The organism is Hydrogenophaga sp. R2 (genome assembly GCF_049843595.1).
Classification (GTDB): domain Bacteria; phylum Pseudomonadota; class Gammaproteobacteria; order Burkholderiales; family Burkholderiaceae_C; genus Hydrogenophaga.
Genome location: NZ_JBBHZN010000001.1, coordinates 1,673,582 through 1,699,100, shown reverse-complemented (window position 1 = coordinate 1,699,100; position 25,519 = coordinate 1,673,582). Strand labels below are relative to the sequence as shown.

General features: G+C 69.0%; 30 protein-coding genes. 19 read left to right on the top strand and 11 right to left on the bottom strand.

The genetic code is table 11. From position 1 onward, the window contains the following. Positions 1–5 precede the first annotated feature (5 nt). The 15 genes from WD026_RS08300 to WD026_RS08230 all read left to right on the top strand — a co-directional run bounded on the left by WD026_RS08300 (position 6) and on the right by WD026_RS08230 (position 10,424). Positions 6–362 (top strand): phage tail tube protein, encoded by a 357-nt coding sequence (locus WD026_RS08300; protein ID WP_425723144.1) that lies wholly within the window; start codon positions 6–8, stop codon positions 360–362. After that, positions 359–679, top strand: a complete 321-nt coding sequence (locus tag WD026_RS08295; protein ID WP_425723143.1) for a phage tail assembly protein — start codon at positions 359–361, stop codon at positions 677–679. Before WD026_RS08300 ends, WD026_RS08295 begins: the two co-directional genes overlap by 4 nt. Positions 680–819: 140 nt before the next feature. Next, positions 820–2,313, top strand: a complete 1,494-nt coding sequence (locus tag WD026_RS08290) for a hypothetical protein (protein WP_425723142.1) — start codon at positions 820–822, stop codon at positions 2,311–2,313. Between the two features lie 9 nt (positions 2,314–2,322). Further along, the gene (locus WD026_RS08285) at positions 2,323–3,537 is read left to right on the top strand and encodes a DNA circularization protein (protein ID WP_425723141.1); all 1,215 of its coding nucleotides are present in this window, start codon (positions 2,323–2,325) and stop codon (positions 3,535–3,537) included. Next, positions 3,534–4,748: a phage baseplate assembly protein gene (locus WD026_RS08280; protein ID WP_425723140.1), complete on the top strand. Its 1,215-nt coding sequence runs from the start codon at positions 3,534–3,536 to the stop codon at positions 4,746–4,748. The genes WD026_RS08285 and WD026_RS08280 overlap by 4 nt, the downstream gene beginning before the upstream one ends. Positions 4,749–4,754: 6 nt before the next feature. After that, positions 4,755–5,282 carry a phage baseplate assembly protein V gene (locus WD026_RS08275; protein ID WP_425723139.1) on the top strand — a complete coding sequence of 176 codons (528 nt, stop codon included), beginning with the start codon at positions 4,755–4,757 and terminating at the stop codon, positions 5,280–5,282. Positions 5,283–5,290: 8 nt separating this feature from the next. Beyond that, positions 5,291–5,737, top strand: a complete 447-nt coding sequence (locus tag WD026_RS08270) for a phage GP46 family protein (protein ID WP_425723138.1) — start codon at positions 5,291–5,293, stop codon at positions 5,735–5,737. Further along, entirely contained in the window at positions 5,727–6,773 is a 1,047-nt protein-coding gene (locus WD026_RS08265; protein ID WP_425723137.1) for a baseplate J/gp47 family protein, read from the top strand. Before WD026_RS08270 ends, WD026_RS08265 begins: the two co-directional genes overlap by 11 nt. Then, positions 6,764–7,354 (top strand): YmfQ family protein, encoded by a 591-nt coding sequence (locus WD026_RS08260; RefSeq protein WP_425723136.1) that lies wholly within the window; start codon positions 6,764–6,766, stop codon positions 7,352–7,354. The genes WD026_RS08265 and WD026_RS08260 overlap by 10 nt, the downstream gene beginning before the upstream one ends. A gap of 12 nt (positions 7,355–7,366) precedes the next feature. Further along, positions 7,367–8,224 (top strand): hypothetical protein, encoded by an 858-nt coding sequence (locus WD026_RS08255; protein WP_425723135.1) that lies wholly within the window; start codon positions 7,367–7,369, stop codon positions 8,222–8,224. A gap of 9 nt (positions 8,225–8,233) precedes the next feature. Then, a complete protein-coding gene (locus WD026_RS08250; protein WP_425723134.1) occupies positions 8,234–8,617 on the top strand; it encodes a hypothetical protein in 384 nt (127 codons plus the stop codon). Beyond that, positions 8,614–9,093 carry a hypothetical protein gene (locus tag WD026_RS08245; protein ID WP_425723133.1) on the top strand — a complete coding sequence of 160 codons (480 nt, stop codon included), beginning with the start codon at positions 8,614–8,616 and terminating at the stop codon, positions 9,091–9,093. The genes WD026_RS08250 and WD026_RS08245 overlap by 4 nt, the downstream gene beginning before the upstream one ends. Further along, a complete protein-coding gene (locus WD026_RS08240) occupies positions 9,086–9,475 on the top strand; it encodes a hypothetical protein (RefSeq protein WP_425723132.1) in 390 nt (129 codons plus the stop codon). The genes WD026_RS08245 and WD026_RS08240 overlap by 8 nt, the downstream gene beginning before the upstream one ends. Continuing rightward, positions 9,472–9,936 carry a D-Ala-D-Ala carboxypeptidase family metallohydrolase gene (locus WD026_RS08235; protein ID WP_425723131.1) on the top strand — a complete coding sequence of 155 codons (465 nt, stop codon included), beginning with the start codon at positions 9,472–9,474 and terminating at the stop codon, positions 9,934–9,936. Before WD026_RS08240 ends, WD026_RS08235 begins: the two co-directional genes overlap by 4 nt. Next, on the top strand, positions 9,933–10,424 hold the full coding sequence (locus WD026_RS08230; protein ID WP_425723130.1) for a hypothetical protein: 492 nt from the start codon (positions 9,933–9,935) through the stop codon (positions 10,422–10,424). Before WD026_RS08235 ends, WD026_RS08230 begins: the two co-directional genes overlap by 4 nt. Before the next feature lie 1,027 nt (positions 10,425–11,451). Here the strand turns inward: WD026_RS08230 and WD026_RS08225 are convergent. The 8 genes from WD026_RS08225 to WD026_RS08190 form a co-directional block, all read right to left on the bottom strand. Next, positions 11,452–15,525, bottom strand: coding sequence for a translocation/assembly module TamB domain-containing protein (locus WD026_RS08225; protein ID WP_425723129.1), 4,074 nt, complete (start codon positions 15,523–15,525; stop codon positions 11,452–11,454). Positions 15,526–15,532: 7 nt separating this feature from the next. After that, positions 15,533–17,518 (bottom strand): autotransporter assembly complex protein TamA, encoded by a 1,986-nt coding sequence (locus tag WD026_RS08220; protein WP_425723128.1) that lies wholly within the window; start codon positions 17,516–17,518, stop codon positions 15,533–15,535. Between the two features lie 7 nt (positions 17,519–17,525). Next, on the bottom strand, positions 17,526–18,713 hold the full coding sequence (locus WD026_RS08215) for a vWA domain-containing protein (protein WP_425723127.1): 1,188 nt from the start codon (positions 18,711–18,713) through the stop codon (positions 17,526–17,528). A 22-nt stretch (positions 18,714–18,735) separates the two neighbouring features. Further along, positions 18,736–19,146 carry a type II toxin-antitoxin system VapC family toxin gene (locus WD026_RS08210; protein ID WP_425723126.1) on the bottom strand — a complete coding sequence of 137 codons (411 nt, stop codon included), beginning with the start codon at positions 19,144–19,146 and terminating at the stop codon, positions 18,736–18,738. Continuing rightward, positions 19,143–19,433 (bottom strand): antitoxin, encoded by a 291-nt coding sequence (locus WD026_RS08205; protein ID WP_425723125.1) that lies wholly within the window; start codon positions 19,431–19,433, stop codon positions 19,143–19,145. The genes WD026_RS08210 and WD026_RS08205 overlap by 4 nt, the downstream gene beginning before the upstream one ends. Before the next feature lie 76 nt (positions 19,434–19,509). Further along, complete coding sequence (locus WD026_RS08200; RefSeq protein WP_425723124.1) at positions 19,510–20,103, bottom strand: GNAT family N-acetyltransferase; 594 nt, start codon at positions 20,101–20,103, stop codon at positions 19,510–19,512. Positions 20,104–20,105: 2 nt separating this feature from the next. Beyond that, positions 20,106–20,330: a hypothetical protein gene (locus WD026_RS08195; protein WP_425723123.1), complete on the bottom strand. Its 225-nt coding sequence runs from the start codon at positions 20,328–20,330 to the stop codon at positions 20,106–20,108. Continuing rightward, positions 20,327–21,181 carry an AAA family ATPase gene (locus WD026_RS08190; RefSeq protein ID WP_425723122.1) on the bottom strand — a complete coding sequence of 285 codons (855 nt, stop codon included), beginning with the start codon at positions 21,179–21,181 and terminating at the stop codon, positions 20,327–20,329. Before WD026_RS08190 ends, WD026_RS08195 begins: the two co-directional genes overlap by 4 nt. A gap of 113 nt (positions 21,182–21,294) precedes the next feature. On the opposite strand from WD026_RS08190, the gene WD026_RS08185 reads away from it, so the two are divergent. Beyond that, positions 21,295–21,960, top strand: a complete 666-nt coding sequence (locus tag WD026_RS08185) for a c-type cytochrome (RefSeq protein WP_425723121.1) — start codon at positions 21,295–21,297, stop codon at positions 21,958–21,960. 62 nt (positions 21,961–22,022) lie between these two features. Here the strand turns inward: WD026_RS08185 and WD026_RS08180 are convergent, their stop codons facing one another. Both WD026_RS08180 and WD026_RS08175 read right to left on the bottom strand, forming a co-directional pair. After that, positions 22,023–22,457, bottom strand: a complete 435-nt coding sequence (locus WD026_RS08180) for a DUF1841 family protein (protein WP_425723120.1) — start codon at positions 22,455–22,457, stop codon at positions 22,023–22,025. Positions 22,458–22,477: 20 nt separating this feature from the next. After that, the gene (locus tag WD026_RS08175) at positions 22,478–23,116 is read right to left on the bottom strand and encodes a trimeric intracellular cation channel family protein (RefSeq protein WP_425723119.1); all 639 of its coding nucleotides are present in this window, start codon (positions 23,114–23,116) and stop codon (positions 22,478–22,480) included. Positions 23,117–23,138: 22 nt separating this feature from the next. On the opposite strand from WD026_RS08175, the gene WD026_RS08170 reads away from it, so the two are divergent. The 3 genes from WD026_RS08170 to WD026_RS08160 all read left to right on the top strand — a co-directional run bounded on the left by WD026_RS08170 (position 23,139) and on the right by WD026_RS08160 (position 25,046). After that, positions 23,139–23,888: a sulfite exporter TauE/SafE family protein gene (locus WD026_RS08170; protein ID WP_425723118.1), complete on the top strand. Its 750-nt coding sequence runs from the start codon at positions 23,139–23,141 to the stop codon at positions 23,886–23,888. A gap of 63 nt (positions 23,889–23,951) precedes the next feature. After that, on the top strand, positions 23,952–24,569 hold the full coding sequence (locus WD026_RS08165; protein ID WP_425723117.1) for a division plane positioning ATPase MipZ: 618 nt from the start codon (positions 23,952–23,954) through the stop codon (positions 24,567–24,569). A 21-nt stretch (positions 24,570–24,590) separates the two neighbouring features. After that, the gene (locus tag WD026_RS08160) at positions 24,591–25,046 is read left to right on the top strand and encodes a MaoC family dehydratase (RefSeq protein WP_425723116.1); all 456 of its coding nucleotides are present in this window, start codon (positions 24,591–24,593) and stop codon (positions 25,044–25,046) included. Here the strand turns inward: WD026_RS08160 and trmL are convergent. After that, positions 25,037–25,510: a tRNA (uridine(34)/cytosine(34)/5-carboxymethylaminomethyluridine(34)-2'-O)-methyltransferase TrmL gene (gene trmL, locus WD026_RS08155; protein WP_425723115.1), complete on the bottom strand. Its 474-nt coding sequence runs from the start codon at positions 25,508–25,510 to the stop codon at positions 25,037–25,039. The genes WD026_RS08160 and trmL overlap by 10 nt on opposite strands. Positions 25,511–25,519: the final 9 nt, after the last annotated feature.

Sequence of the window (25,519 nt, the reverse complement as noted above, 5' to 3'; positions counted from 1 at the left end):
ACAACATGGCACGCGTTGCAGGCATCTGCTACATCAAGGTCGACGGCGAGCAGCTCGAAGTGCAGGGGGGCGTCGAGTGCCCCATCAGCGACGTCATGCGGGAAACCGTCATGGGCGTGGCGGGCCCGGCCGGCTTCAAGGAAACCGCCCAGCGGCCCTACGTCAAGGTCTCGGCCGTGCTGGTGCCGAACTTCCCGCGCGACAAGGTCAGCAAGGGCACCGACATGACGATCACGGCCGAGTTCCCCAACGGCTCGGTCTACACCCTCTCCGGTGCCTACCTGGAGGGTGAGCCGGTGGCCAAGGCCGACGACGGCCTCACCGAGCTGGAGTTCAGCGGTCGCAAGGGTCAGTGGCAATGAGCGTCACCGTCCAACTCAAGCGCCCGGTGAACGCCCACGGCGAGGAAGTCAGCGAGCTGACCCTGCGCGAGCCCACTACCAAGGACATCATGGAGATCGGCTTGCCGACCCTGCTGGTGCCCAGCACCGACGGCCAGTCGGTCGGCGTCGAGATCCGCCAGAAGGTGGTGGGCCGCTACGTCTCGCGCCTGGCGCAGATCCCCATGAGCAGCGTCGAGGCCCTCAACCCGGGCGACTTCGCCCGCTGCAGCGCGGCGGTGATGGGTTTTTTCGAGATGACCGATGGCGAGGAGACGACCGCGCCATCGAGCGACTGACCCGCGACGTCTTCGACCTCGCCTACTTCTGGCGCATGGACCCGGCCGCCGTGATGGCGCTGCCGGCGTCCGATTACCTGCTCTACCGCACCCAGGCCGAACGCATTGCGGCGGCCATCTCCCCACCTTGAGGGTTCACCATGGCTGACAAGTTCGCGCTGAAGGCGGTCATCTCCGCCTCGGCCAAGTCGCTGCTGTCCACGCTGAAGTCGGTCAACCTGGCCACCCGCACCACGCGCAAGCACTTGGCCGACATGGGCAGTGCGGCGGTCAACACCGCCACCTCCCTCGGTCTGCCGGTGGGCGTGCTGTCGGCCGCGCTGGCCGGCTTCTCGGTGGCCGGGCTGAAGCAGGCGGTGCTGGGCTTTGCCGAGGTCACCGGGCAGATCGACGACACCGCGCGCGGCATCGGCGTCACCGGGGTGGAATGGCAGCGCCTTGTGTACCTGTTCCAGATGGGTGGGGTGGCGGCTGACGCGGGCGCGGCCAGTATCGGTCGGCTCAACCAGGGCATCGCAGCGGCGGCCTCGGGCAAGAACAAGGAACTGGCCGGGCTGTTCCGCAAGGCCGGCATCAGCCTGCGCGACGCCAACGGCCAGCTGCGCAGCGGTGCCGACCTGCTGCCCGAGGTGGCAGACCTGTTCGCTCGCAACCGCAACGCCGCCGTGCAGGCCCGCATGGGCACGGCCCTGTTCGGCAAGAGCTGGCAGGCCCTGGCGCCGCTGCTCAATGACGGCCAGGAAGGCATCCAGAAGCTGACCGAGCGGTACCGCCAGCTCGGCCTGGGCATCGATGAGGACGCCATCCAGCGCGGCGCCGAGCTGGGCGACCAGCTCGACGACCTGCGCAACGTGGTCAACAGCTACAGCTACCAGATCACGGCCAAGCTGTTGCCGGTGCTCTCGCCCATGATCGAGCGGACCATCCAGTGGGCCGCTGCCAACCGCGAGCTGATCACCACCCGCGTGTCCACCTTCATCGCCCAGATGGGCGAGTCCATGGCCCGCATCGACTGGAACGCGGTGGCGCAGGGTGTGAACGGCCTGGTGACCGGCGTGCGCGACCTGGTGAACTTCTTTGGCGGTGCGCGCAACGCGCTGATCGCCCTGGTGCTGTTCATGAACGCGGGCGCCATCGCATCGGTGGTGGCGCTGACCGGCTCGGTCCTGCGTCTGACCTGGAGCCTGGGCGCCATGACGGTGGCGGCTATCCCATCGGCCGTGGTCTCGTTGAAGGCGCTGGGCGTGGCCATGGTCACGGCCGGGACGGCTGCCAATGTGCTGCTGGGTCTGCTGGGCAAGGTGGCGGCCGTCGGCGCGGCTGGCTTTGCTGGCTGGCAGATCGGCACCTGGCTGAACGAGAAGGCCATCAACCCACTGGCCCGCATGCTCTCCGGCGACAGCCAGGGCACCCTGGGCACCGCCCTTTACGACCTCTTCAACAAAGACCCCATGGCCCAGCCGCAGCGGCCCTCCATCGTCGCGCCGGCCAACGCTGGCCGGGTGCAGGGCGAGGTCAAGGTCAGCTTCGACAACATGCCCCAGGGCATGCGGGTGCAGCAGGCCACCAACGGCAACATCCCTCTGAACCTCGACGTGGGCTACAGCAGCGCAGCGCTGGGCCGACCCTTCTGACGCACCACCATGGCACTGAGCGAACAACTGCGGCCCGCCAGCTTCCGGGGTGTGGCCTTTGAGGTGGACTCCGGCGAGATCGAGGCCGGCCGTCGCACCCAGGTGCACGAGTACCCGCAGCGCGATCGGCCCTACCCGGAAGACCTGGGCCGGGCCACGCGCACCTTCACGGTGGCGGCCTATGTGATCGGGTCGGACTACGTCGCCCGGGCCAACCAGCTGCTGTCCGCCCTGGAAGAGCCCGGGCCTGGCACGCTGGTGCACCCGTGGCTGGGCAGCATGCGGGTGTCGCTCAGCGCGCCGGCCCGCATCAGCTTCGATAAGGAACTGGGCCTGGCCCGTGCCCAGCTGACCTTCGTCGAAGACGGTGAGCTGACTTTCCCCACGGCGGCCAGCGCCACGCCGGCGCAGTCCCGCCTGGCCGCGCAGGACCTGGAAGATGCGGCCGCCGAAGCCTTTGCCGCCAGCTTCACCGTGGACGACCAGCCGGACTTCGTGACGGCTGCAGCCGGTACCGAGATGGGGGCCGCGGTCGGCCTGATCGGCGCTGGCGCGCGCTTTCCTGGTGAGCAGGTGGTGAACTACGCCGGCGCGGCCAGCGGCCTGATCGCCCGCACCTCGGCTTTGCTGAGCAACCCCCGTCAGCTGGCTTACGAGGTGCTGGGCTTCCTGCGGCTGTCCGACCTGAGCGGTGGCCAGCAACGCTGGGGAGACATCGCCCGTTCGCTGCTGCGCCTGGCGCAGAGCCCTGGCCTGGCGCCGGGCGGTGCCATGGTGTTCACCACGCCGTCACGGCGGGCGGCCGACGCCAACACCCAGGCGGTCCGGGCGCTCATGCGCCAGGGCATCCTGGCCCAGGCGGTGGGGGCCTCCAGCTTTGTGGGTACTACGGCCGACGTCTCGCAGTCCCAGGCCTACCAGGACGTGGTGGGCATCCGCAACGACCTGGTGGCCGGCATCGACGCCGAGGCGCTGGCCACCAGCAACGACCGGGCCTTCGATGCCCTGCAGGCGGCCCGCAGCCGCGTCTGGGAAGACCTGACCACCCGCTCCCGCTCCAGTGCCCGGCTGACCACGCTGCGGCCGCCTGCTGCCCTGCCAGCCCTGGTGCTGGCTTACGACCTGTACGAGAACGCGGCACGCGACGGCGAGATCGTCGTGCGCAACCGCGTCAGCCATCCCGGCTTTGTGCCGCCCCGCGACATCCTGGTGCTCACCCGATGACCGAACCCAACAACCTGGTGAGCCTGCAGGTCAACGGCCTGGCGTTCGGTGGCTGGAAGGCGGTGCGCATCGAGGCCGGCATCGAGCGCCAGGCTCGGAGCTTCACCCTCACCATCACTGACCGCTGGCCAGGCTCCGACGGCCTGCAGCGCCGGGTTGTGCCGGGCGACGCCTGCGAGGTCCGGATCGGAGACGACTTGGTGCTGACCGGCTATGTGGATGCCACCCCCATCAGCTACGACGGCAGCAGCGTCTCGGTCAGCGTGCAGGGCCGCAGCAAGACGGCCGACCTGGTGGACTGCTGCCCCATCACCACCGGCCCGCTGGTGGCGCCGGCTTCCCGGTGGTCTGGCGGGGCAGGGCAGGGCGCCCGCAAGGCGGTCGCGGTGCCGGTGCAGGCGTCTGCACAGTGGCGCCGCCAGCGCGTGGAGACCATTGCCGCTGCCCTGGCCGCACCCTACGGTGTGCGGGTGTATGTGGATCCGGGCGTGAACACCGGCGCTCCGGTGGCCGAGCACCATGTGCAGGTGGGCGAGACGGTGTTCGAGTCCATCGACCGGCTGCTGCGCCTGCGCCAGCTGCTGTCCACCGACAACGCCACCGGCGACCTAGTGTTCATCGATGTTGGCTCGGCCGGCCGCGCCAGCACCGCACTGGAGCTGGGCAAGAACGTGCTGGAAGGTTCGGCCCAGCTGGACTTCAGCGGCGTGTTCTCCGAGTACATCTGCCGTGGCCAGCGCGCCGGCGACGACGACGCCTTCGGCAGCGAGACCAACGAAGAAGAAGCCACCGTCGAGGACGCTGGTGAGCAGTGGCAGACCGGCTCCGAGGCCCGTGTGCGCGATGCCATGGCCACCCGGCGCCGGGTGCTGTTGATCAAGCAGCACGGCCAGGCCAACGAGGGCAGCTGCCAGGACCGGGCCGACTACGAGCGCTCCAGCCGGCGTGGCAAGGCCCTGCAGGCCACCTACACCGTGGCGGGCTGGCGCCAGGCGGATGGGCAGCTCTGGCAACCCAACCAGATCGTGCAGGTGCGCGACCCGCTGATTGGCTTCGACACCGAGATGCTGGTGGCCGAGGTCACCTACCAGCTCGACGACAGCGGCGCGATCGCCCAGCTGCGCGTGGGGCCGGTGGATGGCTTCCGGCAGAAGGTGCCCAAGCCGACCAAGACCAAGACCGGTGGCAGCAACTGGTCCGACGTGAAGTGAACCCCCATGCCTGACAACAACATGCTCGCGCCGCTGGCCCGGCGGATCTCCAACCTGCTGGCCAGGGGCAGCGTGCTCGCCGCCAACTCGGCCAGCAAGCTGCAGTCGCTGCAGGTGCGGCTGCTGGCCAGCGAGGTCAAGGACGCCATCGAGCACCTGGAGCCCTTCGGCTTCACGGCCAAGCCCATGCCGGGCGCGGAGGTGGTGGCCGGCTTCATGGACGGCGACCGGTCGCACGGCGTGGTGCTGGTGGTGGCTGATCGCCGGTACCGGCTGCGCACCCTGGAAGACGGGGAGGTGGCCCTCTATGACGCGCTGGGCAATTACGTGCACTTCAAGAAAACAGGCACCCTGGCCATCAAGGCCACCACCAGCGTGGCCATCGAGGCGCCGCTGGTGACCATCACCGGCAACCTGCAGGTCACCGGAACCATCACCAGCCCGACCGACGTGGTCGGCGGTGGCAAGAGCCTCAAGACCCACACCCATTCCGGCGTGCAGCCGGGCGCCGGCTCCACCGGTCAGCCCAACTAGGAACCACCGTGATCGACGACCAACCACTGACCATCGTGCTCGATGGGCAGACGGCCCAGCTCGGCCTGGATTCGCCCGAGCCGCTGGTGCGTTCGGTGCTCATCAGCCTGTTCACCTGGCGCCGCGCCAACCCGGACGACCCGCTGCCGGCCGATGCCCGCCAGGGCTGGTGGGGCGACAGCTACCCCGTCGAGCCCAACGACCGCATCGGCAGCCGCCTGTGGCTGCTGGCCCGCTCCAAGCTCACCGAGGACACCGTGCGCCGCGCCCGCGAGTACGCCGAGGAGGCACTGGCCTGGCTGGTGCAGGACGGCGTGGCCGCCCGTGTGAGCGTGCAGGCCGAGCGCCGGGGCATCGATGCCCTGGCCCTGACCTGCCAGATCTACCGCCTCGACGGCCGCCTGGCGGCCGACGTTCGTTTCACCAATGCCTGGGGTTTCCTCAATGCCGTATAGCCGTCCCACGCTGGCCGAGCTGGTCAACCGCGTCCGCTCGGGCGTGATCTCGCGCCTGGCGCAGGACGAGGTGCTGCGCCGTGCCGATGCCGAGGTGTATGCCCGCGTGATGGCCGGCGTCACGCATGGCCTCTACGGCTTCATCGACTGGCTGTCGCGCCAGGTCATCTACGACACCGCCGAGGGCGAGATCCTGGAGCGCTGGGCGTCCATCTGGGGCGTCACCCGCAAGCCGGCAGCAGCAGCCACCGGCACCGTGACCCTCACCGGCCTCACCGGTGCCGTGGTGCCCGCCGGCAGCCCGCTGCAGGCCCTCGACGGCGTGCAGTACCTCACGGTGGCCGAGGTGACCTTCACCACCACCTCGGCCGTGGTCAGCGTGGCCGCCAGCGTGCCGGCGGCTGCCAGCAACCGGGCAACCGGCCAGACCCTGACCCTGGTCAACCCCGTGCCCGGTGTGCAGCCCGCCGGCGTGGCCTCCGCCCTGGTGGGTGGCTCCGACGAAGAGACGGACGATGCGCTGCGCACCCGCCTGATCGACCGCATCCAGACCCCGCCGCACGGCGGATCGAGCGCCGACTACCGCGCCTGGGCGCTGGAGGTTCCGGGCGTCACCCGCGCCTGGTGCTACCCGCTGGAACTGGGCCCCGGCACGGTGACGGTGCGCTTCATGCGCGACGACGACAGCGGCAGCGCCATCCCCGACGCCGGAGAGGTGGCGGCCGTGCAGACCTACATCAACAACCTGCGGCCGGTGACGGCCCAGGTCACGGTGGTGGCCCCGGTGGCCGCACCGCTCAACTTCACGATCGCGGTGTCGCCGAACACGGCCGCCGTCAAGGCAGCAGTCACGGCTGAGCTGGCCGACCTGATCCGCCGCGAAGCCGAGCCAGGCGGCACTCTGCTGCTGTCGCACATCCGCGCTGCCATCTCGGCCGCCGCCGGCGAGAACAACTACGTGATGACCGTGCCCTCGGCCGACGTGGCCAGCCCGGTCGGCACCATCACCACGCTGGGGACCATCACATGGGTCTGACGCCGGACGACTACCTGCAGCAGATCCAGTCCCTGCTGCCGCCGGGCCCGGCCTGGCCACGCGATGCCGATGCCTACGTGACCCGGCTGTTGCGCAGCCTGGCGGAGGAGTTCGCCCGCGTCGATGCACGCGCCAATGACCTGCTCGACGAAGCCGACCCGCGCACCACCGTGCAGCTGCTGCTGGACTGGGAGCGTATCGCCGGCCTGCCCGATGGTTGCGTGGTCGACAGTGGTGTCGAGCTGTCCACCGCGCAACGCCAGGCGGCGCTGGTGGGTCGCGTGACCATGGTGGGCGATCAGTCGGCGGCGTACTTCCAGCAGCTGGCCGCGAGCCTCGGCTACGCCGTACAGGTGACCGACTTCAGCCCATTCGATGTCACCGACCTGGTGTCAGAGCCCATCTACGGGGTCGCATGGGCCCATGCCTGGCAGGTGAGGGGAAGCCTCAACCAGCCAGTCGATTTCACCGCTGTGTCCACCGTGGCCGACGCCTTGTCGGCCTGGTCGAACGTGGTTCTCGAATGCGTGCTCCGCCGGTTTAAGCCGGCGCACAGCGTGCTCATCTTCAGCTACACCTAAAAAGGAGCATCCATGGACAGAGTGTTTGAGTCCGGCGCCGCAGGTCTCGCACCTGCAGCGCCGGCATCGCCGTCGAGCGGCTTCCCGACCGGGGGCAATCCCTCCGGCGGCGTGCCGGCCACCAAGCCTGGGCCGTACTGGTTCCATATGGTGACCGAGGAGATGCGCGCGGTGATCGTGGACGCGGGTCTCACGCCGGATCATTTGGCACTGAACCAGGTTCTCCTGGCGATCAAAGCACTTATCAACTCAGCTGGAGTGTCCACCTACAGCGCGACCCAAGTGCTGCCGGCTGCCGACGTCCGGAAGACGATCCTTTTTCTGGGCGGATCGGCGAACGCCACATTCACGCTGCCTGCCTTGTCATCGGTTCCTGTGGGTGGTTCCATCAGCATCAAGCACGCCACCACAGGTGTGTTCGTTCTCACTGTCCAGAGGGCCGGTACGGATGTGATTCTGCCGGGAAGCGGCTCGATCAATAGCTTCGCCATGCTGGTGGGGGACAGTGTGACGCTGGTGGCCACCGCAGGCGGTTGGCACATTGCGAACGGGAGCGTGGTGCTGGCCTACGCAAGTGGAGCCCCGCTGCTTGGTGTAAACCAATCCTGGCAAAACTTAACGGGCTCCCGCACCGCAGGCACCACCTACACGAACACCACTGGTCGGCCTATCGCCGTCTTTGCTGCTGGTCCTACCACCACTACGAGCAACGCTCTTGTGCTTTCAGTAGGCGGTGTGACCGCTGCCTCAATGGGTACGGCAGCTGCAGGTTCCTCGTTGTTCGTGACCGGAATCGTTCCGCCGGGTGCGACTTACTCGATCAGCGTATCAGGTGGTGTCTCGATCAACGCGTGGTCTGAGCTGCGATAAGGAATCCAGATGATCTACTTTAAACACCCATCCTCTGCTGAAGTCTTTGCGTATGAAACCGAGCAAGAGCGCAACGATTTCGGAGCGCCTGAGCTGGTACAGATGACAGCTGCTGAGGTCGAGTCTCACATCAACCAGCAACAGTCAAACCAGGGGCCTCGCGTGGTCACTATGCGTCAGGCCCGACGGGCGTTGCTGGAGGCCGGCCTGCTGCAGCAGGTCGACCTGGCCATCGACGCTCTTCCCGAGCCGCAGCGCAGCGCAGTGCGCATCGATTGGGAATACTCCAGCGAGGTCCACCGCGATCGCGCCTTCGTGCAGCAACTCGGCCAGGCGCTGGGCCTGAGCGACGAGCAGCTCGATGCGCTCTTCATCCAAGCGGCGGCACTGTGAAGCTGGCCTTCATCCACGCCAAGCCGGCCGACAAGATCTCGGCCCGCCTGACGCTCTGGTTCACCGGGTCCACGGCCTACCACTGTGGCCTGGTGGACGAGAGCGACGGGACGTTCTTCGACATGAGCCTGCTGCCCCGCAAGCTGCACTGGCCACGCTATCACCCGCCGAAGTGGGTGGTGCTCTACGACTTCCCCGCGCTCACCCGGGCGCAGTGCGAAGAGTTCCTCAAGCGCGACAGCACCATCACCTATGGGTGGCTGGACTACCTGCTGTTCGGCCTGCGGCCGCTGTACCACCTGGTGGGAAAGTCCACCCGCAACGCCGGCGGAATGATCTGCAGCGAGCTGTGCGCCAACTGGCTGGCCGAGGCGGGGTACAGCCCGCCGCTGCAGCTCGTGCCCAGTCCGGCCGACCTGGAGCGCTGGGCCCAGCAACAGACCACCGAACCCCGTGAACGGATCCACGATGCCTGAACCCACCTCGTCTTCCGCCGCCGGCGGCTTCGCGGCTTACAAGCTGGCCGTGGCCTTCGGCATCCCGGCCGGCCTGGCCGCCATCGTCGTCATGCTCTGGATCCAGCCCAAGACCAAACGCGAATGGACCATGGCGCTGATCTGCACCGTCATGTCCAGCACGTGTGGCGGGGCGCTGGCCATCGAGTACCTGAAGCTGCAGCACCTGGCCACCGGCGGCGTGAGCGGGCTCATGGGCATGGCCGGGATCATCTTCGCGTGCGGCCTGCCGGGCTGGGTGCTGGTGCGTGCGGCCTTCATCTGGCTGGACAAGCGCAAGTCGCTCGAACTGCCCGAGCTGGTGCGTGACGCCAAGGACGACGTGAAAGGAATCCTGCCGTGAAGCTGTCCCCCCACTTCAGCCTGGCTGAGCTGACCCGCAGCGGTATCGCGCAGCGCCTCAACCTGGACAACACGCCGCCGGCGGACGTGCTGATCGCCCTGCACACCACCGCCGACATGCTGGAGCGGATCCGCAGCACCCTGGGCGTGCCGGTGATCGTCACCAGCGGCTACCGCTCGCCCCAGGTGAATGCGGCTGTGGGCGGCGTGAGCAGCTCGGACCACCTGAGCGGCCAGGCGGCCGACATCGTGGCGCCGGCGTTCGGCACGCCGCACCTGGTGGCCACCACGCTGGCGCCGCTGATCAGCACCCTGGGCATCGGCCAGATCATTCTGGAAGGGATCCGGGGCAAGCAGTGGGTGCACGTGAGCACGCGCAAGCCGGTGAAGCCGGGCAACCGGGTGCTGACCATCACCGACGCCGGCGTGCGCGCCGGCATCCACGAGCTGAGGTCGGCATGAAGGCGCTGGCCGGCTTCTTCGAGCTGGTGCCGGGGTGGATGTGGGCGGTGCTCTGCGCCAGCGCCCTCGGCACCTCGTGCATCCACAGCCACAACTACCAGGTCGAGAAGGGCCGCCACGCCCAGACCCGGGCCGACCATGCCGAGCTGGAGGCCGAGCGCCTGCGCGAAGCCCTGCGGGAGGTCTCCCGCCTCGTCACCGTGACCAAGGAAACCCAGGATGTCTACAACCAGGAACGCAGCCAGGTGCTGGCCCTGCGCGATCGCCTGCGCGCTGCTGGCCAGCGGCTGCTCGACCAGCAAGCCGAACATGACGCCCGCATCGCGGCCGCCGGTGCCGACGGTCTACGTCGATATGCCACGACCGTCGGCGCAGATCTCGGCCGATGTCGAGCAGACGTTGAACGATTTGGACTTGAGGCGGCAGCGTGCTCTGCAGCTGCTCACGCCCTGAAGGCCAACCTGAACGCCGTGAACCAGGCGCCGTGAGCCTTTCGCCGTTGTCTCCGGGGTGAGGAATCACCCCTTTGTGCCCGCCATCCCTTCGGGGGTGGCGGGCTTTTTTATTGCCGCAAAAAAGCCCACCCCGCACGGCGAGGTGGGCTCAAGTCACTTGCGCGCTGACTTACTTACCCCGACCCCGTGGGGCGGGGGTGGGCTTCGCCGGTGTCCCGCGAGGCTCCACCACAGTGGTCCGCGGGTTGGCCCGTGCTTGGCTCACGGGGATGTACCGGCCGGTGCCGGCGTCGCGACCGATCAGGTCTTTGGTTTTGCTGGTCATGATGTCCCTTTCCGGACTAGGTAGAAAGACCGACTGCCAGAGCTCACCAAACCTGTGTACGATTCATCAGCGATGTGATCTTCACAGATCCAGCTTCCCCAAGTCGGCCAGATGAGGGGCTTCAAAGCCAGGGCTGCAACCCTGGCTTTGTCGTCTCTGGCGTGTTCACTATATCTGGGGTTGGTGCCACCCTCAAGCCACTACCTATGGTGTGTGGGTTGGGCGGATTCCTTCATGCGAAATTGGCAACACCACCTTTTCCCTCTGTGGGACGTAGCCAGCGTGACGATTTAGGTGTTGCCGTCCCAGGTGTAGCCGGGGTGCTTCTGTTGGGCGAGATGGTGTAGTTCTTGACGTCGTCGTCAGGGAACGTGCAGGCTGTCGATCAGGTTGCGCCAGACGCAGGCGGTTGGGCAACATGGTCTGGTCCCGGTGCCCAATAAGCACACCCCCACTGCGGCATCGAGTGCGCCACCTTGCCGTGCAGGCACCAGACCGCAGCCTGACCACCGATCCAATGGCCGAAGTGCTGGCAGGTCGAGCAGGGCCGCTCGCGGCCGTATCGGTGTGTGCCTTGAGGCTCATCCATTCCCGGTGATACCGATTTGATATCCACGTCGTCATTTCTCCTATGAAGGCGACCCATTGAACTATGGCGGCGAAGCAGGCGCGGATTGTATCGACGCCCTGTGGCCGCCTGCCCCGGCAGGCCGGGTCGCTGGTCGGGCCGCCGGCTCAGTCGAACTGCAGGGTGAAGATCAGGTCGAGGGCGTTTTCTTCGCCGGCGCGGGCTCGTACGGTGAAGCGCCGCGAGACGTCGTAGAAGATGGACATGGTGCCCACCGCGCCGGCCACACTGCGCTCGTAGCTGAGGTACAGGTCCTGGGTGAGGCGCTTGCCCAGGGTGACGGCGGTGGCCGGCGTGCCGTCCGGGTTGAGGCCGCTGCTGCCCACCGATATTTCGTCCAGGCCGAAGGCCTGCGCCAGCCCGCCGCGCCGGTCGCCACCGCCGGCGATCAGGGCAGCGGCGGCCTGCTGCAACACGGCCGCTTCGGCACCCGCGCCGCTGGCGGGGCGGCCCAGCACCAGCCAGGCCAGTTTCTCGCTGTCGGGCAGGTCGGGCTCCGAGAACAGCCGAACCCGCGGTGCGTTGGCCGAGCCGGTGATGATCACGCCCACCCGCTGGGCCGAATTGGGACGCACGGCGGTGATGTCCAGCGTGGGGTTGTCGAACGGGCCGTTGAAGCGCAGCACGCCGGTCTCGATGCTGAGCTGCTGGCCGTAGCTGCGGTAGCTGCCGCTGACAGTGCGCACCTCGCCCAGCAGGCGCGGTGCTGGCAGGGCCACGGTGCTGCGCAGGGTCAGGCGTCCTTCCAGCCGGGTGTCCAGGCCCTGTCCGCGCACCGTGAAGTCGCGCCCCAGGTCGAGGTCGATCTGCACGTCCGGCCGCACCCGTTGTCCGGCTGCCGGCTCGATGGCGCGTTCGGTGCCGCGCACCACCACGTCGCTGCCCAGGCTGGGCGCCAGTTCGTCGGGCAGGATGATCAGGGCGGAGTCGGTGCGCAGCGCGCCGCGCAGCTGCAGGTCGGGGCCGTTGAGGGTGGCCTGTACATCGCCCGAGAGGGTGAGTCGGCGGTCGGGGCGCGAGCTCACGCGCAGCTGGGTGGCGCGGGCCTGCAGCTGCAGGGCCGGCACCCGGCGGGTCTGGCCGTCGACGGTGGCCAGCGGAAACTCGGCCCGGCCGCTGGCGTCCAGCACGCCGCCCCGCTCGGCGCCGCCCCGGCCTTCGATGCGGAAGCGGTCGATGGTGATGCGGTCGCCCGCCAGTGTGGCCCGCAGCTGGCCGTTGACGAAAGCAATGCCGTCCACCAGCGAACGCACGGCCAGCTGGTCGGCCTGCAGGCTGCCATCGAAGCGGGGCTCGCCGCGCGTGCCGCCCACGGTGGCCTGTGCCGCCAGCGTGCCGCGCACCCGCCAGCCCGGCGGTGCCAGGGCTGACCACAGGCCGGCCTGCGGCAGGCTGGCCTGCAGCCGACCCTGCAGCGGGGCCGATGCGGGCCAGTGCCAGGCGCCGTGCTGGCTGTCGGGGGGCGCCAGCTGGGTCGACAGGTCGGCGCTGGCCTCGCCCAGGCGATCGGCCTGCCAGCGCAGACGGGCCTGCAGTTCGCGCCCTTGCCCGGTCAGGCGCAGCTCGGCCTGCCGTATGCCGGCGGTCAGGCGCTGCACGGTGGCGTTGTTCTCGTCGAAAGCCCCGTCGGTCTGCACCAGCAGGTCGCCGCTGCGCCGTGCCAGCTGCACATCGATCCGGGGCGGCTGGGTCGCCTGGGCCGGCAGGTCGATGTCCCAGCGGCCGTCGAAGGCCAGGTCACCGCCCAGGCCGGCACGGGCCAGCGGGCCGTTGCGGGCGCCGTCCACGGCGGTCAGCAGGTCGACCCAGGCCAGCGGCAGGCCGTCGAGCCGACCCCGTGTCTGCAGCGCGCCCTGGTTCCACACCAGCGTGTCCCAGCCCAGCTCGACCGACCCGGCGGTGCCGCCAGGCGCACCGGGCAGCCGGGGCTGAACCCGCCAGCGGGCCGGTTCGGCTTCGAGCCGAAGGCCGGGGGCGGACTGCCATCGCAGGCGCAGGGGCTGCAGGCTTTGCAGGGTCCCGCCCAGGGGCGGGGCGTCGCCCCGCTGCTGCGAGGCATCGACCACCACCCGTTCGAGCTGCAGGCGGCCGGCCTGCAGCAGCGGGCGCCCCGCCGATTCCACGCGACCCTGCATCTCGGCGCGCACGCTGCGCGCAGCGGGTGCGGGCTGTGTCAGCTGGGTCTGCAAGGCCAGGTCCAGCCGATCGGCCGGACCCTGCACCGTCACTTCGGTGGCGGCCACTTCCAGCCGGGTGCGCATGCCGTCCTCGTCTGGCGCCAGACCGAGCTGCAGCCGGCGGGTGGACAGGGTCAGGTCGACCGTGGGCACGCTGCCCTGCGGGGCCGATGCACCACCCGGCCAGCCCAGGGCGCCCAGCCCGCCTTGCCAGCGCAGCCGCGCCTGGCCAGCGCCGGCAGCTTCGATGTCGGGCAAGGCCCGGGCGATGGCAGGGCCGGCCAGCGGCAGCTCGCGCAGGCGCTGCAGCCAGGCCCGGGTGGCGGCGGCGTCGCTCAGGTCGAGCTGCACATCGCCGTCGCCGCGGTCGGCGGCCAGATCCACATCGCCCTGCAGCCGGGTGCCGGGCAGGGCCAGCGTCCACCGGGCCTCGGCGCGGCTGACCGGATGGACATAACGGCCCTGGCCCTGCAGCTGGGCGTCCAGCGCATCCAGCCGCAGGTCGGTCAGGTCCAGGGTGCCGCGGGTGCCACTGCCCGCCACCGGCTGCCAGCGGCCTTGGGCCTGCAGGCTGCGCAGCCGCAGCGCATCGGCAGCGCTGCGTGCAGGCTGGCGCCCGGCGGGCTGCACGGCCACCTGCCAGTCGATGGCGTCGCCTTCGTTGGCGGCGCTGTTGCGGCGGGTGCTGGCGCTGGCCCGCCCGTCCAGCGCGGCCGGGGCCAGCGTGCTCCACAGCAGCGCCGGGTTGATGGCGCTCAGCCGCGCTTCTCCGCTCCAGGCCATGGGCTGCTGCGGCGGCACGGCGGGCGCCCAGGTGCCGCTGGCCTGCAGCCGGCCGCCGCCCAGGCGGGCCTCCAGCCGCTCCAGGGTCCAGCCGGTGTCCTGCCACAGCGCCCGGGCGCTGAGCTGGTCCAGCGGCACCCGCTGTCGATCGGCCGGTCCCGGGCTGAGGTTCTGCAGGTCGGCCTGCACCGTCCAGGCCTGGTCCTGGGGGTGCACGCTCACCGTGCCGCCCAGTGTGGTGACCGGTGCGCCGGGCCACAGGCTGGCCAGATCGAGCCGGTGCAGGCGCACGTCGGCTTCGTCCAGCGGTTGCGATGCCCAGGGGCGGATGCGGGCCTTGGCGGCCAGCGTGGGGCTGGCCGGGTGGTTCTGCGCCGGCTGCAGGTGGGCGGTGAGCTGCAGCGCCGCATCGGCCCCGGCCAGCGTGCCGGCCACCTGGGCCTTGCCCCGCAGCACCAGGGGTTCGCCTCCGGGCACCTGGGTGTCGACCTCGGCCTGCAGGTCCAGCCGCAGCGGCATGGGCGCCTGGGCGCCCAGGGCGGCCTGCACCCGGTAGCGGCCGCCGGCGATGTGCAGCGTCTCGATCCGCAGACCGTGCACGTCCTGCACACCGGTGAGTTCGTGCGGCCCGAGCCGGCCATGGTCGGCCGCCGGAGCGTAGGCATAGCGCGCCTTCACCGGCCCCAGGCGCAGCGAGCGCACCCCGGTGAGCTCGATGTCGTCCACCGCCACCACGGCCGAGACCGGCAGCGGCAGCTCCAGCGACGACAGCGGCGTGACCGGCACCGGATCGGTCGGGGCGGGTCGCTGGTCGTCCACCTGCACCCGTTGTGCGCCCAGGTGTTCCAGCGCCACGCCCTGGCCCGTGAGCAGGTACAGCCAGAAGCCGTTGCCGGTGCGGATGTCCAGGTCGTGCACATCCACCCGCAGGCCGCCTTGCTGCCACTGCAGCCGGCCGATGCGGCCACCGTCGCGCACGCTGCCCTGCACCTGCTCGGCATCGAGCTGGCCCCACGGAGCGGGTGCTGTGGCACCGAATCCTTCGCCATGGCTGTAGCGCGATGTCCACTGCAGGGCCTGGGCCAGCGAGCCCTCCTGCGCGGCCCAGAACCAGCCGCCGGCCAGCAGGGCCGTGGCCAGCAGGCCGGTGCCGGCCAACGCAGCGGCTGCGCCCCGCAGCACGCGGGTCGGGAGCAGTGTGGTCGGGGTGGGCTCGCTCATGCGGATGTCAGAAGCTGAAGCCCACATTGAGGTGCAGCCGCAGCTCGCGGGTTTCCAGGCCGTAGGCCAGATCCACCTGCAGCGGCCCGACCGGGCTGTTGTAGCGCAGGCCGGTGCCCACGCCCCATTTCGGGCGCAGGTCGCCGGCGCGGTCGGCCACCGCACCGCCGTCGACGAACAGCACGTTCTCCCACGGCGAGCGCTGGCCGTTCTCGGCCCAGATGGGCCGCTGCCATTCCACGCTCATCACCGCCTTGTAGCGGCCGGCACGCACACCCCCGCCGGGCGAGGGCACGCCGATGTCGCGCAGGCCGTAGCCGCGCACCGTGTTGTCGCCACCGGTGAGGAAGAGCTGGGTTTCCGGCACCGGTGCGTTGTCGCGGGCGACCACCGCACCACCTTCCAGCCGCAGGGCCAGCCGGCCGCGGTTAGATGCCGCATCCTGGCCGTCCAGCGGCCACAGGCCCAGCCAGCGTGCCTGGGTGCGGGCAAAGGGCTGGCGGTCGGTGCCCAGCGTGGTGCCGGCGCCCAGCTCCACCGCCAGGCCGTGGCCGCTGCGCGGCGAGACCGGATCGTCGAAACGGCGGCGCGCCCAGGCGTAGTTGGCGGTGATGGACGACTCGGCGGCTTCGGGCAGCGGGAAAGGCAGGTACTGCACCACCCGGGCGCGGTCGTACTGCAGATAGACGCTGCGGTCCAGCGTTTCGCCGTCCTGGCCCTGGCCCCAGCGCAGGCGCTGGCTGGTGGTGCGGGTGAGGCTGTCGTCCAGGCGCGAGAGCTGCGCCTCGGTCAGCCACTGCCAGCCCTGCGGATCCACCGGCGAACGCCAGTCGGTGCGGGCGATCTGATCCTTCTGGTCCAGCCGGAGCTCGCTGCGGGCGCGCCAGCCGATGCCGGGCACGCGGTTGTGCAGGTGCTCGATGGACACGCGGGCGCCGCTGTCGGTGCTGGCGCCCACGCCCAGCACCAGCTTCTGGCGCCGGGCCTCGCGCAGCTGCACCTTCACCGGCAGCATGGCGGCCTGTTCGGTGGGCTCCACGTACACGAACACGGCGTCGAAGTAACCGCTGGCGGCCATGCGCTGCTGCGCAGCCTGCAGGCGCTCCAGGTCATATTCGGTGCCCGGTGTGAGGCCCGAGAGCCGGGCCAGGCGTTCGGTGATGGCGGGGTCGTAGCGTTCGGCGCCGACCACCTCGATGGCGCCGATGCGCTGCAGCGGACCGGAGTCGAGTTCGATGTAGAGGTTGGCGCGCTGGTTGGCCGCGTCGATGTCGGCCAGGCTGTTGCTGATGCGCCCGCCGGGAAAGCGCAGGGCGGTGAGCTGCCGCAGGGCCTGGTTCTTGGCACCGTCCCATTCCGACTGGGAGAAGGGCTGGTCGGCGCGGCGGGCGGCGGCGGCCTGGATGGCCTCGCGCTGGGCCTGGGCCTGGGGCAGGGTGGCGATCTCGCCCTGGAAGATGACCTGCACCGAGGCAATGCGGGTCTGCGGCCCGGGGTCCACCCGCATGCGCACCGTGCCCAGCGAGGGCGGCGCCCCGTCGTCATCGTCGTCGTCGTCGATGCGGGCAGCGTCGGTGCCGGCGTCGTTGGCCGGCGCCTGCAGCGGATCGACCTGGATCACCGGGCTGAAATGGCCCAGCGTGCCCAGCAGGTTGCGCAGGTTGTCCGGGGCCTGCAGCAGCAGGCGGTTGAGCTCGTTCACGTCCAGGCTGCGCAGGCGCCGGAAGCGTTGCAGGTCCATGTGGCGCAGCAGGGTGTCGCGCACCGCGTCGGGGGCGTCGAGCTCGATGTCGAAACGCGGTGGCACCGGGGCGCGCTGTGCCCGCGTGCGCGCAGACGAACGCGCCTCGCCCGGGGCCGCAGCCGGTGTGGAGGCGGTGGTCGGCGTGGTCAGCGTCGTCGGGGTCTGGGCGAGCGCGGCCACCGGCCACAGGAACAGCGGTAGGAGCCACAGGCCGGTCAGCAGCGGCCCGGCCCGAAGGAGAAAGGTCATGCGGGGTTCATTTCGACAGCATGCGCATCGCGTCTTCCAGGCCCTTCAAGGTCAGCGGGAACATGCGCTGGCTCACAAGCTGCTGGATGATGCTGATGCTCTGTCGATACTGCCACACGCCCTGCGGTTCCGGATTGATCCACGCAAACTTGGGGAAGGCGTGCGTGAGCCGCTGCAGCCACTCCGCGCCGGCCTCCTCGTTGTTGTATTCCACGCTGCCGCCGGGCTGCAGGATCTCGTAGGGGCTCATGGTGGCGTCGCCCACGAAGATCAGCTTGTAGTCCTTGTTGTACTTGCGGATGATGTCCCAGGTCGGGAACTTCTCGGCATAGCGGCGCCGGTTGTTCTTCCACATGAAGTCGTAGACGCAGTTGTGGAAGTAATAGAACTCCAGGTGCTTGAACTCGCCCTTGACCGCCGAGAACAGTTCCTCGACGCGCTGGATGTGTTCGTCCATGGTGCCGCCCACGTCCATGAGCAGCAGCACCTTCACATTGTTGTGCCGCTCCGGAATCATCTTGATGTCCAGCCAGCCGGCGTTGGCCGCGGTGCTGCGGATGGTGTCGGGCAGGTCGAGTTCGAGCTCGTTGCCCTCGCGCGCGAACTTGCGCAGCCGGCGCAACGCCACCTTGATGTTGCGCGTGCCGAGTTCCTGGGTGTCGTCGTAGTCGCGGTAGGCGCGCTGCTCCCACACCTTCACCGCACTCTTGCCACCGCCCTTGCCGCCAATCCTCACGCCCTGCGGGTTCTGGCCGCCGTTGCCGAAGGGTGACGTGCCGCCGGTGCCGATCCACTTGCTGCCGCCTTCGTGGCGCTCCTTCTGTTCTTCCAGCCGCTTCTTCAGCGTGTCCATCAACTCGTCCCAGTCGAGCTTGGGCGCGTTGGCCTTCTGCTCCTCCGACAGGATGCGCTCCATCTCCTGGCGCAGCCAGTCGGCCGGGATCGGCTTGGTGAAGTCCGCGATCATCTCCACGCCCTTGAAGTAGGCGGCAAAGGCACGGTCGAACTTGTCGAAGTGCTTCTCGTCCTTCACCAGCGCGGTGCGCGCCAGGAAGTAGAAGTCGTCCATGCTGCAGGCGTCCGGGTTGGTCGGCCCCACCACCTCGGCCTGCAGGGCTTCGAGCAGCGTGAGGTACTCGCGCACCGACACCGGCACCTTGGCGGCGCGCAGGGTGTAGAAGAAGTCGATCAGCATGGTGCTCTCCTTGCAGACACGGTCATGAGCCGGCCCAGTCTTCCACCTTCAGCCCCGCCACCCGCTTGAACTCGCGTGTGTTGCGGGTGACCATGATCAGGCCCAGGGCCTTGGCCTGTGCGGCCAGCCACAGGTCATTCGGGCCGATGGGGGTGCCTTTGGCGCGCAGGTCGGCGCGGATCTTTCCGTAGACCGGCGCCACGTCTTCGCCGATGGGCAGCACGCCGAAGAACTCCAGCAGGCGGCGGGCGCGCTGGTCCCGCAGACGGGAGACCGGTGCGTGCGAGACGCTGTAGAAGAATTCGCCGGTGGTGATGACCGACAGCGCTGCCTCGCCCCGCAGCAGCTTCTGCATGCGGCGGTTGATGCCCTCGTCCAGCCCCTTGACCATGAGCGAGAACACGTCCGAGTCGAGCAGGTACTTCGGCTTCATCGGATGGGCTCGTCCAGCGGCAGCAGATCGTCCACCTGGGCCATGGCGTGGTCCAGGGCGGCGGCGTCGCTGCCGGACAGCGGCGGCAGGTCGAGCAGTGCGTCGGCGGCAGTGTGCGCCAGCGGCCGCAGGACCAGCTGGTGCCCGTCCCGCACGATCTCCACCCGCTGGGCGTCGAGCTGGAATTCCTTGGGGATGCGCACCGCCTGGCTGTTGCCGGACTGGAACACGGTGGTCTCCATGACCTCCGGCGGACGCCGTGGGGTGTCGGTGTAGCGCTGGGTCATGACGTCACCTCGCGGTTGATGTATATACGTTGAGTGTATACGGGGAGATGTCGGCCGTCATGCTGGCGCAGCGCCGTCAGTCGCGCAGGGCCAGGCGGTAAAGCAGCTGCGCACGCACTTCCGGCCATTCGCCGGCGCGCAGGCTGTACATCACCGTGTCGCGGATGGTGCCGTCGCGGCGCAGGGCATGGCCGCGGATCACGCCGTCCTTCTTCGCACCCAGGCGCTCGATGGCGGCCTGCGAGGCGAAGTTGAAGTTGTCGGTGCGCCAGCCCACCACATGGCAACCCAGGGTGTCGAAGGCGTGGCCCATCATCAGCAGCTTGCAGGTGGTGTTGACGTGGGTGCGCTGCACACGCCGGGCGTACCAGGTGTAGCCGATCTCGACCCGCTTCACCTCGGGAAGGATGTCGTGGAAGCTGGTGCTGCCCAGCACGGTGCCGGTGGATTCCTCGATCACCGCAAAGGCGAAGCGGTGGCCGGCCTCGCGCATCTTCAGTGCGGTCTCGATGTAGGCGAGGGTGTGCTCGGGTTCCGGCACCGAGGTCACCCGGATGCGCCACAGCTCGCCGTCGGCAGCGGCAGCCTTCAGGCCTTGTTCGTGGGCCAGGGCCAGGGGTTCCAGGCGGATGCCTCGGTCGCGCAGGACGACGGGTTGCACGAAGGCCATGTTCACTCCTTGTCGGCGGTGGCACGGCGCCACGCGCGGGCCAGCTGCAGGCCGGCGCCGCCGCCCAGACCCACGGCCACGATGGCGCCGATACTGCCGGCGCCGTACCCCTCGGCGAACAGGTCGAAGCCCAGCCAGCGCGCCAGCCAGAAGCCGGCCAGTGCACCGCCGACGAAGCCCACCGCGTCGGACAGGCCCTCCTTCAGGAGGCGTGCGGCCTGGCTCATCGGTTTCTCTGGTTCATGAAGACCAGCTTCTCGAACAGGGTGGTGTCCTGCTCGTTCTTCAGCAGCGCGCCCACCAGCGGCGGGATCGACACCTTGTCATCGGCGCTCTGCAGGGCCTCCAGCGGGATATCCTCGGCCATGAGCAGCTTGAGCCAGTCCAGCAGCTCGCTGGTGCTGGGCTTTTTCTTCAGGCCAGGCAGGTTGCGCACGTCGTAGAAGGTCTTCATGGCGATCTTCAGCAGGTCCTTGCGCAGGGTCGGGAAGTGCACTGCGACGATCTTCTCCATGGTCTCGGCGTCGGGAAACTTGATGTAGTGGAAGAAGCAGCGGCGCAGGAAGGCGTCGGGCAGCTCCTTCTCGTTGTTGGAGGTGATGAACACCAGCGGCCGGTGCCTGGCCTTGATGAGTTCACGCGTCTCGTAGCAGTAGAACTCCATGCGGTCGAGTTCGCGCAGCAGGTCGTTGGGGAATTCGATGTCGGCCTTGTCGATCTCGTCGATCAGCAGCGCCACCGGCTGGTCGGCGGTGAAGGCCTGCCACAGCACGCCCTGCACGATGTAGTTGCGGATGTCGCCCACGCGCTGGGCGCTGTCGGCGGTGTTGAGCTGGCTGTCGCGCAGGCGGCTCACCGCGTCGTACTCGTACAGGCCTTGCTGGGCCTTGGTGGTGCTCTTGATGTGCCACTGCAGCAGCGGCATGCCCAGGGCCTGGGCCACTTCCTCGGCCAGCAGTGTCTTGCCGGTGCCGGGCTCGCCCTTGACCAGCAGCGGCCGCTTGAGGGTGATGGCCGCATTCACCGCCAGCATCAGGTCCTGGGTGGCGACATAGTTCTGGGTACCTTGGAATTTCATGGATGACCTGCAGCAGTGGTTGGCGGGGGATCGAGGCCCTGCGGGACGACTCTATAATCGCGGGTTGATCTATAGAACGCCCGGATCGGCGACCATTTCATTGTGCTAGCAAAATGAATCACCTGTTGACCACGATCGCCCGTACCTTTGTCGCCGCTGCGACGCTCGTTGCAGCCGCAGCCGCCCACGCCCAGGGCGCCACGGGCGACGTGGAAGCCGGTCGCAAGAAGGCCGAGATGTGTGTGGGTTGCCACGGCATCCCCGGCTACCAGAACAGCTTCCCCGAGGTCCACAAGGTCCCGATGATCTCCGGCCAGTCCGGCGCCTACATCGTGTCGGCCCTCAAGCAGTACCAGAAGGGCGAGCGCAAGCACCCCTCCATGCGCGGCATCGCCGGTTCGCTGTCCGAGCAGGACATGGCCGACCTGGGCGCCTTCTACGCCTCGCATGCCACCGCCACCGCGCCCGAAACCCCCAAGGCCGCCAGCCCCAAGGTGGCCGCCCTGATCGAGAAGGGTGCCTGCATCTCCTGCCACGGCGCCAACTTCAGCAAGCCGATCGACCCCAGCTACCCCAAGATCGGTGGCCAGCATGCCGACTACCTTTTCGTGGCCCTGAAGTCGTACACGGTGGAAGGCAACAACCTGATCGGCCGCAGCAACGGCATCATGGCCGGCATCGCCAAGCAGTATTCGCCGGCCGAGATGCGCGAGATCGCCAAGTACCTCGCCACCGTCGAAGGCGAACTCAAGGTGGTGCCGCAGTCGCGCTTCAAGTAAGCCGTCCGCACCCACACGAAAAAGCCGCCTTCGGGCGGCTTTTTTCATGGTCGGGCGGTGGCTCAGTCGGTGGTGGCGCGACGGCGCACCGCGTCGATGTAGGCCTGGCCATCGGGCGGCCGGCCGGCGCGCTGGCTTTCCCACAGCATGCGGCCCAGGCATTCCATGACCTCGTGGTGGGCGGCGTGCAGGTCGTCGCGCCGGGCGGCCAGCAGCTCCACCGCCTGCCGGATGCCCGGCGGCTGGTCGATGCTGCACTGCTCGCTGATGGACAGGTGCATGGACAGGTGCAGGAAGGGGTTCTCGCGCGCCGCATCGGGCTGGCTCAGGGCCGCCACGGCGGCGTCCACATCGGCCAGTTCGGCGTGGTACTCGGGGTGCTCGGCGATCCACTGGCCGGCCAGCACCTCGATGGCCTCCATGGGCTGCTGCGTGCCGAGCTTGGCATACACACCGCAGAAGAAACGGCGCACATCGGCCTGGGACGGGTTGAACATGGTGATCTCCGAAAACGGGGTCAGACGCGCCAGGCCGGCAGCTGCCAGTTGCGCCACAGGGCCAGGCCACGCAGGCCGGCCGTGACCAGCACGCAGCCCAGCAGGGCCATCCAGCCAGGGGTCTGCAGCGTCCACAGGCCCACATAGGTCCAGCCGCCGGCGAAGGCGCACACCGCATAGGGCCGGTGGTCGTGGAAGGCGGCAGGAATCTGGTTGCACACCACGTCGCGCAGCACGCCACCGGCCACGCCGGTGATCAGGCCCATGATGACCGCCACCACCGCCGGCAGCTGCTGCACCAGGGCCATGTGCACGCCGGTGGCCGCGAACAGGCCCAGGCCCAGTGCGTCGGGCCATTGCATGGCGCGTTCGGTGAGTTCGAAGTGGCGGTTGCGCAGGAAGGCCATGCAGGCCACGCACAGGGCCAGCACTCCCCACAGCAGGTCCACGTGTTCGACCCAGAAGAAGGGGCGGCGGTCCAGCAGCAGGTCGCGCAGGGTGCCGCCGCCGAAGGCCGCCAGAAAACCCACCACGCACACGCCCACCGCATCCATGCGGTGGCGGGCCGCTGCCAGCACGCCCGAGAGTGCAAAGGCGGCCGTGGCCGCCAGCTCGACCAGCAGGCGCAGCGTTTCCCCCCACAATGGAACGTTTTGCATCTGCCGATTGTCGCCGCCCGCCATGCCCGTCATCACCGATCCGTTTTTCTACCTGGTGGCCGTTCCGGCGGTGCTGCTGCTGGGCATCAGCAAGAGCGGGTTCGGGGCCGGTTTCGGCTCGCTGGCGGTGCCCATGATGGCGCTGGCGGTCACGGTGCCGCAGGCCGCTGCCATCCTCATGCCGGTGCTGCTGGTGATGGACCTGCTGGGCATGGCCGCCTTCCGCAAGGACCTGGACCGCAAGCTGCTCGCCTTCCTGCTGCCGTCGGGCCTGCTGGGCATCCTCATCGGCACGGCGCTGTTCAAGCTGCTCGATGCCCGCGTGGTGGCCGGCATCGTGGGCGGCTTCACCCTGCTGTTCCTGGCCCAGCGCCTGCTGTTCCCGCCCCGGCCCGACAGCCCGCCGCCGCCGCGCTGGGCCGGCTGGCTGCTGTCGGCCACCTCGGGGTTCACCAGCTTCATCGCCCATGCCGGCGGCCCGCCCATCAATGCCTACGTGATCCCGCTGCGGCTCTCGCCGGTGGTGTTCACCGGCACGCTGGCTTTCTTCTTTTTCTTCATCAACCTGGCCAAGTGGATTCCGTATGCCTGGCTGGGCCTGCTCGACATGCGCAACATGGCGACCTCGCTCGTGCTGCTGCCGCTGGCGCCGGTGGGGGTGTGGATCGGGGTGCGCATTGCGCACCGCATCCAGCCGGTGCTGTTCTACCGCTTCGTGTACGCCGGCATGCTGCTCACCGGCCTGAAGCTGGTGTGGGACGCCCTGGCTTGACCGGCCTGCCGGTGCTGGCGATACCATAGACCGTTCCCTCCTCGGGACAGAACAGGAGTCGCGATGCCGATCGTGGTGGTGGCCAATCCCAAAGGCGGCGTGGGCAAGTCCACGTTGTCCACCCATGTGGCGGGCTACTACGCCAGCCAGGGACATTCCGTCATGCTGGGCGACATCGACCGCCAGCAGTCATCGGCGCTGTGGCTGAGGCTGCGCCCGCCGCAGGCCCGGCCGATCAAGACCTGGGACATCTCCCACGACCTGATCGCCCGTCCCCCGCGCGACACCACCCATGTGGTGCTGGACACCCCGGCCGGCCTGCATGGCTGGCGTTTCAAGGATGTGCTCAAGATGGCCGACAAGGTGCTGGTGCCGCTGCAGCCCAGCATATTCGACATCTATGCCACGCGCGCCTTCCTGGACGAACTGCTCGAATCGCGCCGCGCCGAGCACCTGCAGATCGGCCTGGTGGGCATGCGGGTCGATCCCCGCACCATTGCGGCCGAGCAGCTGCAGACCTTCGTCTCCGGTCTGGGGCTGCCGGTGCTCACCCATCTGCGCGACACACAGAACTACATCCACCTGGCCGCCCGCGGGCTCACCCTGTTCGACGTGGCCCCCGGCCGCGTGGCCAAGGACCTGGAGCAGTGGCAGCCGATCTGCCAGTGGCTCGACCGCTGACCGCAACCCCACCCCCATCCCATGCGACATTTCAAGACCCTGGCCGAGCTGGCCGCCTGCGTCGGCCAGGAAGTGGCCAACAGCGACTGGACCACCATCACCCAGGAGCAGGTCAACCGTTTTGCCGAAGCCACCGGCGACCACCAGTGGATCCACGTGGATGTGGAACGGGCCAAGGCCGGCCCTTTCGGCGCGCCCATCGCCCATGGCTTCCTCACGCTGTCGCTGCTGCCGGTGTTCTTTGAATCGGCCATGTCCATCGAGCAGTCGGCCATGGGCGTGAACTACGGTCTGAACCGCGTGCGCTTCACCGGGCCGGTGCCGGTGGGCAGCCGCCTGCGGGCCCGTCTGACGCTGCTGGCGGCCGAGCCGGTGGCCGGCGACGGCCTGCAGATGACCTGGGGCGTGGCCATCGAGCGCGAGGGCGTCGACAAGCCGGTGTGCGTGGCCGAGTCCCTGGTGCGCCGTTACCCCTGAGCGCCCGCAAAGCCCTGCTGGCGCCAGGCTTCGAACACCGCCACCGCCACCGCGTTCGACAGGTTCAGGCTGCGTTGCCCGGCCCGCATGGGCAGGCGCAGCCGCTGCGGCAGGGCAAAGGTGTCGCGGATCTCGGGCGGCAGACCGGCCGTCTCGCAGCCGAACACCAGCCAGTCGCCGGGCGCAAACACCGCATCGAAGGCGTGGTGGCTGCCGCGTGAGGTGAAGGCGAACATGCGCGCGGCATCGGGCTGTTCGCTGGCCAGAAAGGCCGCCCAGTCGGCATGGCGGCGCACCTCGGCGTACTCGTGGTAGTCCAGCCCGGCGCGGCGCATCTGCTTGTCGTCCATCGAAAAACCCAGCGGCTCGATCAGGTGCAGCCGGCAGCCGGTGTTGGCGCACAGCCGGATCACGTTCCCGGTGTTGGGGGGAATCTCGGGGTGGACGAGCACGACGTTGAACATGGGCGGCGG